The sequence below is a fragment of the Saccharothrix sp. HUAS TT1 genome (assembly GCF_040744945.1).
Classification (GTDB): Bacteria; Actinomycetota; Actinomycetes; order Mycobacteriales; family Pseudonocardiaceae; genus Actinosynnema.
On sequence record NZ_CP160453.1, the window covers coordinates 3,893,184 to 3,908,049 of the forward strand.

Sequence of the window (14,866 nt, forward strand, 5' to 3'; positions counted from 1 at the left end):
GAATTGATCGTCACGGACGCGCGCCGGCTGGTCACGTGTCGTGCCTGAAAAGAAGTGTTCTGTCATTCGATCAGGTGGAAAAAGCTTCTCCAGGTTGTCCCGGCCGCCGTGGTGGTAGCCGATCAGCGCAAGTCCCGGCCGCCGACCGCGGCCGGCAGTCGCAGCCAGGGCACGGCTCCGCCGACGCGGGCGGAGAGGGGAGGAAGTCCGATGTCGGCGCGATCCCAGAGGTGGCTGACCCGCACGACCGCGGCCGCGGTGGCGCTGGCCTGCCTGGCCGCGCCGCACGTCGGCGCCACCGCATCCCCGCCCGACGCCGGCGTGCCGCGCGTGGAGCACGTCGACCACGCCGCCGGTTCGCAGATCGCCAAGCACGAGGGCGTGACGCCGGTCGACGCGGCGGACCTCCAGGTCGACGGGCCCACCGTGCCCGGCATGGACGTCAGCAGCCACCAGGGCGACGTGGACTGGGCGCACTGGTGGGGCCAGGGCATGAGGTTCTCCTACGTCAAGGCCACCGAGGGCACCGGCTACGTCAACCCCTACTACGACCAGCAGTACGACGGCTCCTACCAGGTCGGCATGGTCCGCGGCGCGTACCACTTCGCGCTGCCCGACGTGTCGGACGGCGCGACGCAGGCCAACTACTTCGTGGACCACGGCGGCGCGTGGTCCGCGGACGGCGCGACGCTGCCCGGCGCCCTCGACGTCGAGTACAACCCGTACGGCGAGGACAAGTGCTACGGGCTCGCGCCCGAGGCGATGGTGACCTGGATCCGCCAGTTCAGCGAGACCTACCAGGCCCGCACCGGGCGCTGGCCGGTGATCTACACGTCGACGTCGTGGTGGGACATGTGCACCGGCGGCCTCGGCGACTTCACCGCGACGAACCCGGTGTGGGTGGCCCGGTACGCCGAGAGCATCGGCCAGTTGCCGCACCCGTGGGCGGGCCACGCGATCTGGCAGCACTCGTCCACCCCGATCGACCAGAACCTCTTCAACGGCACTGTGGACGACCTCGTGGCGCTGGCCCGGGGCTGAGTCGTCCGGAACGGCGGCAGCCATGCACAACGACAAGTCCCAGGGCAACCCCTTCCCCGTGCGGTGGCGCGGCTACGACCGGCGAGAGGTGGACGCGGAGCTGGCCCGCGCGTGGCGCGAGGTCACCCGGCTGCACGACGAGGCGACCCGGCTGGGGGAGGAGCTGGACGTGCTCCGGCTGGACCGGGACGCCGCGGTGGCCACCGCCGACGACCTGATGCGCGAGCTGGAGGAGGCGCGCAGCGAGCTGGGGGAGTACCGGGTGCTGCACGCCGGCTACGCCAAGGACAACGCCGTCTCCGGGTGCATCCGCTACCTGATGCACGTGGCCAGGCAGAAGGCCGACGCGTTCGAGACCGACGCCCGCGAGCGCAGCGAGCAGATGCTCAAGCGGGCCGAGGAGGTGGCGCGGCAGCAGGCCGTGCTGCTGGACGAGACCGAGCAGGAGACGCAGCGCCGGCTCGCCGAGGCCGAGCAGCGGGCCCGCGAGATCGTGCGGGTGGCGACCGCGCAGGCGCGCGCCCTGACGGCCGGCCAGGACGACGCCCCGGACCGCCGGCCCCCCGAGCCCGAGCCGCGACTGGACCTGCCGGGCCAGCGGATCATCTCCGGCCCGCTGCCGGTGGTGCAGGCGGAGGCCGAGGAGCAGCGCCCGACAACGGCGTGACCGCCGGGCGTGACGGCGAGCGGGTCGGGACGGCGGCGCCGCGGTCGGCCCGGAGCCGTCGGCGTCGCGGAGCCCGGGTCAGGGCGCCAGGTCCTCCGGGCGGTCGACGTCGGCGCCGTCGGCCACGTCCTCGCACGGGACGTCGAGCGCGCCGTGCTCGCGCAGGTAGCCGCGCGCGCCGGCGTCGCCGACCGCCGCCGCCGACACGTCCGCCCAGTGCCCGGAGCCGATCAGCACGGGGTGGCCGGGCGCGCCGCGGTACGAGGCGCGCGCCAGCGCCGAGGGCGAGGCCAGCGCCCGGAACCGCTCGACCGCCGCCGCCGTGACGCCCGGCGTGTCCACGGGCAGGACGACCACCGCGTCGACGTCCGCGCCGGCCAGCGCGGCCAGCCCGGCGCGCAGCGACGAGCCCATGCCGGTGGCCCAGTCGGCGTTGTCCACCACGGCGCAGCCGGTCAACGACGCCCGCGCGCGCACCACCGCCGCCGACGCGCCGAGCACCACGACGACCGGCGAGCAGCCGCCGTCGCGCAGCACCGCGGCGGCCCGGTCGACCCACGGCACGCCGCCGTGCGCCACCAGCGCCTTGGGGCCGCCGAACCGCCGCCCGGCGCCCGCCGCCAGCAGCAACCCCGCGACCCGCACGCCCTCACACTAGGGCTTCGTGCCCCTCCAGCTCCGCCCGGCCGGCCACCGCCAGCTTCCGGTAGACCCTGGTCAGGTGTTGCTCGACCGTGCTCACGGTGATGTGCAGCCGCAGCGCGATCGTCCGGTTGCTGTGGCCGCACGCGGCGAGGGTCGCGACCCGGCGCTCCGAGTAGGTCAACTCCGTCATGAGCGAGAACACGTGCCGCACCGCGGCAACGGTTCAATCACGGCGAGAGGTGCTCCAGGAGCAGCGCCGCCAGCACCTCCGGCGCCTCCTCCGGCACCCAGTGCGACACGTCCTCCAGCATCTCGAACCGGTACGGGCCGGTGACCCAGTCGCCGGTGCTCAACGCCGCCGTCGAGCCGAACGCCACGTCCTCGGTGCTCCACACGTACAGGGTGGGCACCGACACCTTCCCGGCCTTCCCGCCCGGCCGCCCGGCGCGGTACCAGTTCAGCGCGGCGGTCAGCGCGCCCGGCTCGGTCAGCCGCCGCACGTACTCCTCGACCCGGCTCGGCGGCACCCGCCACTCGAACATCTGCCGCAACGCCGCCGCGTCGTCGGCGAGCATCCGCTGCTCGGTGTTGCTGTTGCGCCAGTCCGTCATGTACCCGGACCGCAGGTGCTGGTCCTCGTCGGTGCGCAGCGCCTCGCCGAACGCGCCGGGGTGCGGCGTGGACACCACGGCCAGCTTGCGCAGCCGCTCCGGGTGGTCGCACGCCGTCCACCAGGCCACCGCGCCGCCCCAGTCGTGGCCGACCAGGTCGAACACCGACCAGCCGAACGAGTCCGCCACCGCGAGCACGTCGCCGACCAGCGCGTCCACCCCGTAGTCGGCGGCGCGCTCCGGCCGCACGCCGGGGGAGTAGCCGCGCTGGTCGAACGCCACCGCTCGGAAGCCCTCCCGGCCGAGCACCGCCACCTGGTGCTCCCACTCGACGGCGGCCTCCGGGAAGCCGTGCAGCAGCAGCACCGGCCTGCCGTCCTCGGGCCCCGCCGCGATCGCGTCGAAGTCGCCCTCGTCGGTCCGCACGCTCAGCTGTTCGATCACGGTGCTCGTCAGTCCCATCCCTCGACCGGTCCACGCGTCCGGTGCGCATTCTCGCGCGCTGCCGGCCGGGTTCCGCGCCCGGTTGCTCCGAAGCGGTCCCCCGGATGGGCCACCCGGGTGTCCCGCCGTTCGCCGGGGTGAGGCAGCGGTGGCGCCGCACTCGGCCGAACGGCTCATCCGGAGTCGCGGTCGGGTGCTGTTCCCACCATGCGGACGCCGAACGTGGTCAGCTTTGGCCCCGCCGGTATCAGGAGCGCCACTGCTCGCTCCTCATCAGTGAGCCGGGGTGGGCCGGAGGTTGACGAGTCGTGAGGAGGTCGCCGGATGGTGCAGCACGCATCCGTGCGAGCCGACGTCGAGGTGGGGGTCGGCGCGGCCCGCGACGACGAGGACGTGCCCGGACGCCCCGAAGTCAGGTTGGTCGTCGGCGACGGCCCGGACCGGGTGACCTCCCGGTGGCTGGCCGAGGCCGAGCTGTCCGAACTGGTCGACCAGGCGCTGCGGGGCGACGCGCGCGCGGTCGGCCCGCTGCTGGCCCGCATCCAGCCGCTGGTGCTGCGCTACTGCCGGGCCAGGGTCGGCTCGCGCGAGCGCACGCTCGTCTCGGCCGAGGACATCGCGCAGGAGGTCTGCCTGGCCGTGGTCTCGGCGCTCGGCAAGTACCAGTACGAACCCGGCTCGTTCCTGGCCTTCGTCTACGGCATCGCCGCGCACAAGGTCGCCGACGCGCGAAGACGGGCCGTGCGCAGCCGCGCCGAGGTCGTGCCCGAACTGCCCGACACCCCCGCCCTGGAGGACGGCCCGGAGCAGCGGGCGATGACCGGCGAGATGATCGGGCACGTCACCCAGCTGCTGCGCAAGCTCCCCGACCGGCAGCGGGAGATCCTGGTGCTCAGGGTCGCGGTGGGGCTGTCGGCGGAGGAGACGGCCGCGGCCGTCGGCTCGACCCCCGGCGCGGTGCGCGTCGCGCAGCACCGTGCGCTGGCCCGAATGCGCGAGCTCTTCGCGGCTGTCGACGGCTGATCCCGCCTGGCATCGTGTGGCCATGGCCGCCACGTCACCGCTCGATCCGTCACCGCCCGCCGGGTCGCCGGCCTTCGACGTGCTGCTGTCCGGGACGGTGTTCCTGGACATCATCTTCACCGGCCTGCCCCGGTCGCCCGCGCCGGGCACGGAGGTGTGGGCCGAGGGGCTGGGGTCGTGCCCGGGCGGCATCGCGAACCTGGCCGTGGCACTGACCAGGCTGCAGCTGCGGACCGCGCTGTCCGCCGCGTTCGGCGAGGACGTCTACGGCGACTTCTGCTGGGAGGTGCTGGCCGAGCAGGAGGGCGTCGACCTCACCCACTGCCGCCGGTTCTACGGCTGGCACTCGCCGGTGACGGTGTCGATGGCGATGGACCGCGACCGCTCGATGGTGACGCACGGCCACCGGCCGCCGGTGTCGGCCGACGAGATGCTGGACCCGCCGCCGCGCACGCGCGCGTGCTTCGTGCACGTCGGGCCGGAGGACGAGCGGTGGGTGACGCAGGCGAAGGCGCAGGGCGCGCTGCTGTTCGCCGACGTCGGGTGGGACCGGACCGAGCTGTGGGCGCCCGAGCTGCTGCGCCGGTTGGAGCAGTACGACGTGTTCCTGCCCAACGACGCCGAAGCGCAGCGGTACACGCGGTGCGACACGCCGGAGCGCGCCGCGGTGGCGTTGGCCGAGCACGTGCCCGTGGTGGTGGTGACGCGCGGCGGTGGGGGAGCGGTGGCGGTCGACTCGACCACCGGCGAGGTGGTGGACGTGCCGGGCCTGCACGTCGCGCCGCTGGACTCGACCGGCGCCGGCGACGTGTTCGGGGCGGGGTTCGTGCTGGGGACGCTGGCCGGGTGGCCGTTGGCGCACCGGGTGCGGTTCGCGAACCTGTGCGCCGCGCTGTCGGTGCAGCACTTCGGCGGGTCGCTGTCGGCGCCGGGGTGGGTGGACATCGCGACGTGGTGGCGGACGGTGTCGCGGCGGCCGGACGAGGAGCTGCGGGAGTACGGGTTCCTGGAGGACGTGCTGCCGACGCGGACCGGGGCCGAGGTGCGGCGGGCCAGCGCCACCATCCGGCTGCGCGCCCACGACTGAACCCCGCCCCGCCCCACCCCGCCCGCCGCTCGCCGCGATCACGCCCGCCCAGCCCCGCCCCGCCCCGCTCGGCACTCGCCACAACCACTCCCGAACCCTCCCGGCAGGGGTGAGGCTGATCACCTTTTCGTGCCTGGCGGGCTCCGCCGTCCGGCCCAGTGGGGTTTGACCAGCGGCTCCGGCGGGCAGGAGTAACTTCGACAGCCGTCGTCGAAGATCGCGGTGCGAACTCCTGCTCCTCGCCGAGCAACCCGCGGCGGTCCTCGCGCGACTTAGTCAGTGGGGGTTCCAGCGGGGTTGGTCCGGAAGGGGTTGTTGGCTCAGTGTTCGCCGCGCGCGCGACAGGTCTGGTCAAGTTGGTGGGGTTGTGCCTGATGGCGGGTGTGCTCGTCGCGGCGGTGCTGTTCCCGGTGGTGGGCGGCCTCGGGCTGGCGTCCAACCGGGCCGCGGACACGGTGGACCAGACCTCCGGTGAGCTGACCAAGGCCGAGCTGCCGCTCGTGACGACCGTGCTGGACATGCACGGCCAGCCGATCGCCTACCTCTATGACCAGTACCGCATCCCGGTGCCGTCCGAGGGCATCTCGGACACCATGAAGGCCGCGATCATCGCGATCGAGGACAAGCGGTTCTTCGAGCACAAGGGCGTCGACTGGCAGGGCATCGCCCGCGCCGCGGCCAAGGCGGGCGTCGACGGCGGCGCGAGCCAGGGCGCCTCGACGCTCACCCAGCAGTACGTCAAGAACTACCTCGCCTTCGTGGTCGGCAAGGGTTCCGAGGAGGCGTACGAGAAGGCGACCGAGGTGACGCTGGGCCGCAAGATCAGCGAGGCCCGGATCGCGACCCAGCTAGAGCAGAAGATGAGCAAGGACGAGATCCTCACCGCCTACCTGAACGTCGTCCCGTTCGGCAACGGCGCGTTCGGCGTCGGCGCGGCGGCCCGCACCTACTTCGACACCACCCCGGACAAGCTGACCGTGCCGCAGGCCGCGATGCTGGCCGGCCTGGTCAACGAGCCGAGCAGGCTCAACCCGGGCTCCGACGTGGACGCCGCGATCAACCGCCGCAACACCGTGATCGAGCGGATGCGCGACAACGGCGCGTTCGGGCCGGACACGCGGGTCGCCGAGGAGAAGGCCGCCGAGTACAAGGCCGCCGACATCGGCGTCGTGCCCGACCTGAAGCTGCTGCCCAACGGCTGCGTCGGCGCGGGCGACGGCCCGGTCTACGGCTTCTTCTGCCGCTACCTGATCGACTACCTGGACAAGGCCGGCCTGTCGGTGGACGAGCTGAAGCGCGGCGGGTACACGATCACCACCACGATGGACCCGGTCGCCACCCGGGCGGCCAAGGCGGCGGCCGAGGGCCAGGTGCCGAAGACCCAGCCGGGCGTGGCCAACGCGATGGCCGTGGTGCAGCCGGGCGCGGACAAGCACCGGGTGCGGGCGCTGGCCGCCAACCGCGACTTCGGCAACAACGCCGACGCCGGGCAGAGCGCCTACTCCATCCCGGCCGAGGTGACCAAGTTCGGCGCGGGCTCGATCTACAAGGTGTTCACCGCCGCGTCGGCGCTGGAGCGCGGTGTCACCGGCATCGACAAGCAGATCGACGTGCCGAAGGAGTACACCTCCAGGGTGTACAAGAACGGCAACAAGCCGTACACGGTCAAGAACGCGGGCCCGTACCCGGAGAAGATGACGCTGACCGACGCGCTGGCGCAGTCGCCGAACACCGCGTTCATCATCCTGGAGGAGAAGGCCGGGCTGAACAACGTGGTGGACATGGCCTACCGGCTGGGCCTGCGCGAGTCGATGCAGGGCGTCGACTCGTCCGGCGACCCGCTCAAGGCCGACGGCTCCAACGGCCCGTCCCAGGGCGACGTGTACAAGCGGGACAACAGCGGTTCGTTCACCCTCGGCGCGGGCCCGACCAGCGTCCTGGAGCTGGCGAACGTGTCGGCGACGATCGTGGGCGGCGGCAAGTGGTGCCCGCCGACGCCGGTGGAGAGCGTGGTCGACCGCAACGGCAAGCCCGTGCCGCTGACCGAGGCGCCGTGCGACCAGGCCGTCGCGCCCGAGGTCGCCGCCGCGCTGGCCACCGGCATGAGCGCGGACACCAAGCCGGGTGGCACGGCCGCCGGCGCGGCGGGCTCGGCGGGCTGGACCCGGCCGACGATCGGCAAGACCGGCACCACCGAGAACCACCACTCCGTCGCGTTCATCGGGGCCACCCCGCAGTTCGCCGGCGCGGTCATGACGTTCACCGACGGGTCGGCGCCCCAGGTGATCTGCAGCGGCACCCCGCCCAGGCTGTGCGGCAACAACGACGCCGGCGGTGTCTTCGGTGGTCAGGTGGCCGCTCCGACGTGGTTCAACACCATGAAGGTGATCCACGAGGGGCTGCCGCCGGAGGGCCTGCCGCCGGTCGACCCGCGGTTCCGGTAACCGCGATCCGTCGGTCTCGCGCCACCCCGCAGAACGCTGCTGACCTGCGCTTATATAACGACCTGATACGGAACTCATCAGTACGTCAATACGCTGAGTGACGATCAGTGGTTTATGTCACCAAAAAGGCGCAGCAGTTGCGCAGAGGCTTGCCCTTTCTTGTTACATCGGGTTACGGTCCCCGCCGCATGTCACGGTTCGGTCACCAAAGGGACACGGCGGCGCTCCCCGAAAGCGCCGCCACCCCGGATCCCCCGCCGGGCGTCCCCTCGGCCGGGCCGTGCTCCCCGATGCAGGAAGGCACTACCTTGGCACGGCACTCGAAAGCCAGTGGTCGACGCGCGTTCACCGCGCCACCCTCCACCACCGGCAACGGTGGCTCCCACCGCGTGGTGTGCGACCGGAAGCCCGTGAGCGGCCGGGTCGCGGCCGTCGTCGTCGCGGCGGGCACGCTCGTCACCGGCGCCGGCGCGGCGAGCGGCCTGGACAGCGGCGAGACCCAGTTCCTCCCGGTCGGCGCCGGCGCCGACCTGGCCGTCGCGGTGGCCCACAGCGCCGCCCCCCGGGCGACCGAGGTCCGCACGGTGCACGCGGTCGAGCCCGGTCTCGAAGCGGCGAAGCTGATGCGCTCGGAGGGCCTGCTGGTCCGCCAGAACGTCGACAACGCGATCAGGCACGCTGCCAACGGCTACACCGCGCGGCAGGCCGAGCTGAAGCGCCTCAAGGACGCCGAGGACGCGGAGAAGGCGCGAATCGCCGAGGAGGAGGCCCGCGTCGCCGCCCAGAAGGCGGCGGAGGAGGCCGCGAGGCGCCCGAAGGCCGTCAAGCCCGCCGAGGGCTCGTTCACGTCCGGCTTCGGCGCCCGCTGGGGCACGACCCACTACGGCGTGGACATCGCCAACTCCATCGGCACCCCGATCCTGTCCGCGATGGACGGCGTCGTGGTCGAGGCGGGACCGGCCTCCGGCTTCGGCCTGTGGGTGCGCGTCCAGCACGCGGACGGCACGATCACCATCTACGGCCACGTCAACGAAACCCTCGTCGCCGCCGGCCAGCAGGTCCTCGCCGGCCAGCAGATCGCCACCATGGGCAACCGCGGCCAGTCCACCGGCCCCCACCTGCACTTCGAGGTGTGGCTGAACGGCTCGCAGAAGGTCGACCCGATCGGCTGGCTGGGCGAGCGGGGCATCGGCCTCTGACCCGGGTTACCCGCCCGGTCCCACCCCAAACCCGTTGCCCGTTCCCGGAGTGCCGGGACGCATACCGACTGGTCGGTTTCTGCGGTACGGTGACGGGGTCGGACGGCATGGGAGGCTGTTGTGGGTCGTTGGGGTATCACGTTGCCGCTGACCGGCGTGCCGGTGCTCGACCACCGCTCCCTGGTGGCCGAGCTGGCCGACCTCGGCTACACCGACGTGTGGTCGGCCGAGACCTCGGGCGCCGACGCCTTCACGCCGCTGGCCCTGGCCGCGCAGTGGTCCGACCGCCTGCGCCTCGGCACGGCCATCGCGCCCGTCTACACCCGCGGCCCGGCCACGCTGGCCATGACGGCCGCCACCCTGGCCGAGGTGTCCGGCGGGCGGTTCGTGCTGGGCATCGGGTCGTCGTCGCCCGCGATCGTGCAGCGGTGGAACGGGGTGCCGTTCACCGAGCCGTTCAAGCGCACGCGGGACACGCTGCGGTTCCTCAAGGCGGCGCTCGCGGGCGACAAGGTGACCGAGGAGTACGAGACGTTCTCGGTGCGCGGCTTCCGGCTGGAGCGCGCGCCCGAGCACCCGGTGCCGATCATGCTCGCCGCCCTGCGCCCCGGCATGCTCCGGCTCGCCGGGCGCGAGGCGGACGGCGCGATCACCAACTGGCTCGGCGCCGACGACGTGCCCAAGGTCCGCGCCGAGATGGCGGGCGGCGAGCTGGCCGCCCGGATCTTCGTCTGCCCGACCGAGGACGCCGACGCGGCCCGCGCGCTGGGCCGGGTGCTGATCAGCACCTACCTGACCGTCCCGGCCTACGCCGCCTTCCACGACTGGCTGGGGCGCGGTGACGCCCTGCGCCCGATGCACGACGCCTGGGCCGCCGGCGACCGGCGCGGCGCGGGCGCGCTGATCCCGGACGAGGTGGTGGACGCGCTGATCGTGCACGGCAGCGCGGACGCGTGCCGCGCGCACGTCGCCGAGTACGCCGCCAACGGCGTGGACACCCCGGTCATCGCCCTGCTGCCCACCGGCGCCGACCAGTCGGACCTGGTCCGCGCGCTGGCGCCGGGGGCCTGACCGTGGCGCGGCGGGCCGGGGCGACGCCCGAGCGGATCGTGGGCGCGGCCGTGCGGTTGTTCGCCGCGAAGGGCTTCGACGCGACGACGGTGCAGGAGGTGGTGGACGCCGCCTCGGTCACCAAGGGCGCGCTCTACCACTACTTCGGGTCGAAGGACGACCTGCTCTACGAGATCTACCGCTCCCTGATCGGGCGGCAGATGGCCGACCTGGACGAGATCGTGGCGGCGGGCCTGGACGCGGCCACCACCGTCCGCCGCATCCTGGTCAGCCTGGTCGCGACGACGGCCGGGAGCGTGGACGAGACGGCCGTGTTCGTGCGCGAGATGCACCGGCTCGGCGCGGAGCGGATGGCGGCGTTCCGGTCCGAGCGGCGGCGCTACCACGAGACGTTCCGGTCGGTGGTCGAGCAGGCGCAGCGGACCGGCGAGTTCGGCGACGCCGTGCCCGCCGACACGGCGGTGCTGATCGCGCTCGGCGTGGTCAACCAGCTGCCCACCTGGTACCGGCCGGGCGGTCCGAAGTCGCCGGCGCAGCTCGGCGGCGAGATCGCCGACTTCGTCCTGGCCGGGCTCCGGCCCTAGGCGGCCCGGACCTCAGGCCGTCCGGGCGCGCAGGACGGCCAGCGCCTTGTCCGCGTGCGCGTTCATGGCGAACTCGGACCTGATGACGTCGATCACGGTCCGGTCGGTGTCGATGACGAACGTGTGCCGCTTGACCGGCAGCGGCCCGAAGCGCCGCTTCACGCCGAACGCCTCGGCCACCGCGCCGTCGTCGTCGGACAGCAGCGGGTAGTCGAAGCCGTGCGCGGTCGCGAACTCGCGCTGCCGGTCCACCGAGTCCCGGCTCACCCCGACCCGCTGCGCCCCGACCTCGGTGAACTCCGCCGCGAGGTCCCGGAAGTGGCAGCTCTCGGCGGTGCAGCCGGAGGTCATCGCGGCGGGGTAGAAGAACAGCACCACCGGCCCGCCGGCGAGCAGCGCCGACAACGCCCGCGGCGTGCCGTCCTGGTCGGGCAGGGTGAAGTCGGGCGCCCGGTCGCCTTGCCGCACAGGTGTCCTCCGCAGGGTGTCGATCACGTCTCGCAGGGTGCTCGTGCCGGGACAACCGTACGGACCTCGCTAATCTCGTACCAGGCCGGGAGGTGTGAGTTGACGAGCATGTCCGACGTGGCGCGGGCCGCCGGGGTGTCCGCGGCGACCGTGTCGCGGGCGCTGCGCGGCGAGCCGGGCGTGTCCGAGGCGACCCGCCGGTACGTCACCGAGGTCGCCAAGCGGATGCGGTACGCGATCGCCCGGGACGCGTCCAGCCTGGCGGGCGGGCGCCGGTACGCGATCGCCGTGCTCACCGCCGACGTCGGCCGGGGCGACCTGCTCGCGGGGGCGGAGGGGGCGCTGCGGCAGGCGGGCTACGACGTGCTGCTGTACGTGCTCCGGGACGCCGACGCGCGCAAGCGGTTCTTCGAGGAGCTGCCGCTCGGCCGCCGGGTGGACGGCGTGCTGGCGCTCTCGGTCGACCTCACCGACGCCGAGGAGGCCGCGCTCGGGGGCCTGGACGTCCCGGTGGTCTCGGTGTGGGACGACGACCTGCGCGAAGCGCTGCGGCTGGCCGTCGCGCACCTGACCGACCTGGGCCACCGCGACGTCGCCCTGGTGCTGGCCGGCGACATCGACGAGTCCTACGACGAGGTGCTGGTCGCGGCCGGTCTGCCGGTCCGTCCCGAGTGGACGCTGTGGTCGTCCTCGACGGTGGCGGGCGGCGAGCAGGTGGTGGACGCGCTGCTGGACGGCGAGCGCCTGCCGTCCGCCGTGGTCAGCACGAGCGGCGAGGTGGCGCTGGGCGTGTTCCTGCGGCTGCGCCGCGACGGCCGCGACGTGCCCGGCGACGTGTCGATCGTCAGCCTGGAGGGCGCCGACCTGGCCCGCGCCGTCGGCATGACCGCGGTCGAGGGCGCGTGGCGGGAGCGCGGCGAGCACGCGGTGGACGTGCTGCTGGGCGGCCTGCGCGGCGAGGAGGCCGCGGCCGGCCCGCCGTCGGTGCAGCTGGTGGTGCGCGACTCGACCGGGCCGGTGGGCAGCCCTGACCGGGACCTGCCCTGATCGGGACCCGCCCTGACCGGGACCTGCCCTGACCAGGGCCGGCGCTGCGACGTCGATCACAGGTTAGAACTCACTCAACCGGGTTATTAACCACGGGGAACTTCCTGCAACCTTTGGGTGACCACGTGTCACCGGCCTGGATTCGGAACGACGGGGAAGGCGAAGCTGTCCGACGTGGACGACGAGCTGGCGGCACTGGCCGAGGCCCACGGTGTGGCCACCCACTACGAAGACGCCGCACAACGCCGGGCGGACGTCGACCCCGACGTCGTCGTGGCGGTGCTCGCGCAGCTGGACATCGACGCCTCGACACCGGAGGCGGTCCGCCGCGCGCTCGCCGCGCCGAAGCCGCCCCCGAGGACGATCGTCGTCCGCGAGGGCGACGTGCTGACCGGAGAGGTCGGCGCGGTCGAGCTGGAGGGCGGCGGCCGGGTCGAGCTGCCCGCCGCGCTGCCGCTCGGCTACCACCGGCTCGGTGAGCGCACCGTGATCGTCGCGCCGCGCAAGCTCGCCGAGGTCACCCGGTCGTGGGGCTGGATGCTCCAGCTCTACGCGATGCGCTCGGCGGAGTCGTGGGGCATGGGCGACTACGGCGACCTGGCCACCCTGGCCGAGCGCAGCGCCGTCGAGCTGGGCGCGGGCGTGCTGCTGGTCAACCCCGTGCAGGCGATCAGCCCGACCTCGCCGGTGGAGCGCTCGCCGTACTCGCCGTCGAGCCGCCGCTTCGCCAACCCCCTCTACCTGCGCGTCTCCGACGTCCCGGCGTACCGCGAGCTGGATGACGCGGCCCGCGCGGAGGTCGACGCGCTGCGCCCGCCCAACGACACCGAGCTGATCGACTACGACGCCGTGTGGGCCGCCAAGGCCAAGGCGCTCGAACTGCTCTGGCGGCACGTGGAGCACCGCGCGCCCGAGGGCGACCTGCTGGACTTCGCCCGGTTCTGCGCCCTCGCCGAGGTGCACGGCCCCGACTGGCGCGAGTGGCCACCGGCCCAGCGCGACCCGGCCACCGCCACCGCCGACCCCGAACGGGTGGCGTTCCACGCGTGGCTGCAGGAGCTGTGCGAGGAGCAGTTGGACGCCGCGCGCCGCGCCGCGCGCGACGCGGGCATGCCGGTCGGCGTCGTGCACGACCTGCCGGTCGGCGTGCACCCCGGCGGCGCGGACACCTGGGCGGTGCGCGACGTGTTCGCCGCGGACGTCACGGTCGGCGCGCCACCGGACGCGTTCAGCCGCCTCGGCCAGGACTGGGCCCTGCCGCCGTGGCGGCCGGACCGGCTCGCCGAGCAGGGCTACGAGCCGTTCCGGGCCGTGGTGCGCAGCGTGCTGCGGCACGCCGACGGCATCCGCATCGACCACGTGGCCGGCCTGTGGCGGCTGTGGTGGATCCCGCCGGGCGAGCCGGCCAAGCGCGGCACCTACGTGCACTACGACCCGGACGCCATGCTCGCCGTGCTGACCCTGGAGGCGCACCGCGCGGGCGCGGTCGTCGTCGGCGAGGACCTGGGCACCGTCGAGACGAAGGTCACCGAGGCGCTGCACGAGCACGGCGTGCTCAGCTCGGCCGTGCTGTGGTTCCAGCGCGAGTACGACCTGCCCGACCACCCGCTGATCCCGCCGGAGAAGTGGCGCTCGTCGGCGATGGCCAGCATCTCCACCCACGACCTGCCGACGGTGGCCGGCTTCCTCGCCGCCGAGCACGTTCGGGTGCGAGCCGAACTCGGTCAGTTTGAAGGACCCGTCGCCGGGGAATACGAGGCAGCCGAGCGCGAGCGCGGGGAGTTGCTGGAACTCCTCAAGCAGGAGGGTGTGGCTGCCGATGACCTGGTTACCGCGTTCCACGCCCTGCTCGCGAAGGCCGGTTCGGCGCTCGTGCTGACCTCGCCCCAGGACGCGTTGGGCGAGCTGCGCCAACCCAACCTGCCCGGCACCACCGACCAGTACCCGAACTGGCGCATCCCGCTCCCCGTCGCGCTCGCCGACCTGTTCGACGACCCCCGGGTGCGCCGGGTGGCGGCCGAGCTGACCGGCGGGCGCGTGCCGCCCGCGGGCGGGATCGGGTCGTCGTGAGGTCGAACGCGCACGTCACGGCACGCGCCGCCGCGCAGCACCGTCAACGAGTCACCCGCGCCATGGTTGGAGGTGGCAATCACCCGTGAACACGAACTTGGTGTCCCGCACCGGGCTGGTGCCCGAGCAGATGATCCCCCAGAGCAGTCCGGCGGACGCCCTGGAAACCACCGTCGAGAGGGTCCTCGTGGCCGTCCGACCGTCGAACCTCGCCGATCCACTGGCCGGAACCCGGCACGCCGAGGAGTCCCTGCGGGACGCCCTGCGGCGCGTCGACGCCGGTTCCGACCCGGCACTGGCCCAGGCGGTCGCCTGTGCCGAGGCAGCCTGCGAGCACCTGCGCTACGGCGAGCTGCAGGAGGCGCGGCTGCTGCTGGTCGCTGCCCGCGGCCGGCTCGCCAGGTCGCACGCCGGCAGCGCGTGAACTAGATCGGTGAGGGTCGGATCGTCCCAGCTCGTCCGGAG

General features: G+C 73.5%; 15 protein-coding genes. 11 read left to right on the top strand and 4 right to left on the bottom strand.

Annotated elements, in window-relative coordinates; all coding sequences use genetic code 11:
* Positions 1-210: 210 nt before the first annotated feature.
* Both AB0F89_RS19125 and AB0F89_RS19130 read left to right on the top strand, forming a co-directional pair.
* A complete protein-coding gene (locus AB0F89_RS19125) occupies positions 211-1,041 on the top strand; it encodes a lysozyme (protein WP_367138020.1) in 831 nt (276 codons plus the stop codon).
* A gap of 22 nt (positions 1,042-1,063) precedes the next feature.
* Positions 1,064-1,708, top strand: a complete 645-nt coding sequence (locus tag AB0F89_RS19130) for a hypothetical protein (protein WP_367138021.1) — start codon at positions 1,064-1,066, stop codon at positions 1,706-1,708.
* Positions 1,709-1,786: 78 nt separating this feature from the next.
* Here the strand turns inward: AB0F89_RS19130 and AB0F89_RS19135 are convergent, their stop codons facing one another.
* The 3 genes from AB0F89_RS19135 to AB0F89_RS19145 are packed head-to-tail and all read right to left on the bottom strand — an operon-like array spanning position 1,787 to position 3,408.
* The gene (locus tag AB0F89_RS19135) at positions 1,787-2,353 is read right to left on the bottom strand and encodes an NTP transferase domain-containing protein (protein ID WP_367138023.1); all 567 of its coding nucleotides are present in this window, start codon (positions 2,351-2,353) and stop codon (positions 1,787-1,789) included.
* Positions 2,354-2,357: 4 nt separating this feature from the next.
* A complete protein-coding gene (locus tag AB0F89_RS19140) occupies positions 2,358-2,564 on the bottom strand; it encodes a helix-turn-helix transcriptional regulator (RefSeq protein WP_367138025.1) in 207 nt (68 codons plus the stop codon).
* Between the two features lie 16 nt (positions 2,565-2,580).
* Positions 2,581-3,408 (bottom strand): alpha/beta fold hydrolase, encoded by an 828-nt coding sequence (locus tag AB0F89_RS19145; protein ID WP_367138027.1) that lies wholly within the window; start codon positions 3,406-3,408, stop codon positions 2,581-2,583.
* 324 nt (positions 3,409-3,732) lie between these two features.
* On the opposite strand from AB0F89_RS19145, the gene shbA reads away from it, so the two are divergent.
* From shbA to AB0F89_RS19175, 6 genes are all read left to right on the top strand, one after another.
* Positions 3,733-4,431 carry an RNA polymerase sigma factor ShbA gene (shbA, locus tag AB0F89_RS19150; protein ID WP_367138029.1) on the top strand — a complete coding sequence of 233 codons (699 nt, stop codon included), beginning with the start codon at positions 3,733-3,735 and terminating at the stop codon, positions 4,429-4,431.
* A gap of 22 nt (positions 4,432-4,453) precedes the next feature.
* On the top strand, positions 4,454-5,518 hold the full coding sequence (locus tag AB0F89_RS19155; RefSeq protein WP_367138031.1) for a PfkB family carbohydrate kinase: 1,065 nt from the start codon (positions 4,454-4,456) through the stop codon (positions 5,516-5,518).
* Positions 5,519-5,892: 374 nt separating this feature from the next.
* Entirely contained in the window at positions 5,893-7,962 is a 2,070-nt protein-coding gene (locus AB0F89_RS19160) for a transglycosylase domain-containing protein (protein WP_367138033.1), read from the top strand.
* A 410-nt stretch (positions 7,963-8,372) separates the two neighbouring features.
* Entirely contained in the window at positions 8,373-9,161 is a 789-nt protein-coding gene (locus tag AB0F89_RS19165; RefSeq protein WP_367138035.1) for a M23 family metallopeptidase, read from the top strand.
* Between the two features lie 120 nt (positions 9,162-9,281).
* The gene (locus tag AB0F89_RS19170) at positions 9,282-10,232 is read left to right on the top strand and encodes an LLM class F420-dependent oxidoreductase (RefSeq protein WP_367138037.1); all 951 of its coding nucleotides are present in this window, start codon (positions 9,282-9,284) and stop codon (positions 10,230-10,232) included.
* Between the two features lie 2 nt (positions 10,233-10,234).
* Positions 10,235-10,816, top strand: coding sequence for a TetR/AcrR family transcriptional regulator (locus tag AB0F89_RS19175; RefSeq protein WP_367138039.1), 582 nt, complete (start codon positions 10,235-10,237; stop codon positions 10,814-10,816).
* A 12-nt stretch (positions 10,817-10,828) separates the two neighbouring features.
* Here AB0F89_RS19175 and AB0F89_RS19180 read toward each other — a convergent pair whose 3' ends face one another.
* Entirely contained in the window at positions 10,829-11,284 is a 456-nt protein-coding gene (locus tag AB0F89_RS19180; protein ID WP_367138926.1) for a peroxiredoxin, read from the bottom strand.
* A 108-nt stretch (positions 11,285-11,392) separates the two neighbouring features.
* Between AB0F89_RS19180 and AB0F89_RS19185 the strand changes: the two genes are divergently transcribed.
* From AB0F89_RS19185 to AB0F89_RS19195, 3 genes are all read left to right on the top strand, one after another.
* Positions 11,393-12,331, top strand: coding sequence for a LacI family DNA-binding transcriptional regulator (locus tag AB0F89_RS19185; RefSeq protein ID WP_367138928.1), 939 nt, complete (start codon positions 11,393-11,395; stop codon positions 12,329-12,331).
* A gap of 174 nt (positions 12,332-12,505) precedes the next feature.
* Positions 12,506-14,401, top strand: coding sequence for a 4-alpha-glucanotransferase (gene malQ / locus AB0F89_RS19190; protein ID WP_367138041.1), 1,896 nt, complete (start codon positions 12,506-12,508; stop codon positions 14,399-14,401).
* 85 nt (positions 14,402-14,486) lie between these two features.
* The gene (locus AB0F89_RS19195) at positions 14,487-14,825 is read left to right on the top strand and encodes a hypothetical protein (protein ID WP_367138043.1); all 339 of its coding nucleotides are present in this window, start codon (positions 14,487-14,489) and stop codon (positions 14,823-14,825) included.
* Positions 14,826-14,866 lie beyond the last annotated feature (41 nt).

Bases quoted from the DNA above. Each gene is read 5' to 3' on its own strand.
- AB0F89_RS19125 (WP_367138020.1), top strand. From the start codon at position 211: ATGTCGGCGCGATCCCAGAGGTGGCTGACCCGCACGACCGCGGCCGCG.
- AB0F89_RS19130 (WP_367138021.1), top strand. From the start codon at position 1,064: ATGCACAACGACAAGTCCCAGGGCAACCCCTTCCCCGTGCGGTGGCGC.
- shbA (WP_367138029.1), top strand. From the start codon at position 3,733: ATGGTGCAGCACGCATCCGTGCGAGCCGACGTCGAGGTGGGGGTCGGC.
- AB0F89_RS19155 (WP_367138031.1), top strand. From the start codon at position 4,454: ATGGCCGCCACGTCACCGCTCGATCCGTCACCGCCCGCCGGGTCGCCG.
- AB0F89_RS19160 (WP_367138033.1), top strand. From the start codon at position 5,893: ATGGCGGGTGTGCTCGTCGCGGCGGTGCTGTTCCCGGTGGTGGGCGGC.
- AB0F89_RS19185 (WP_367138928.1), top strand. From the start codon at position 11,393: ATGTCCGACGTGGCGCGGGCCGCCGGGGTGTCCGCGGCGACCGTGTCG.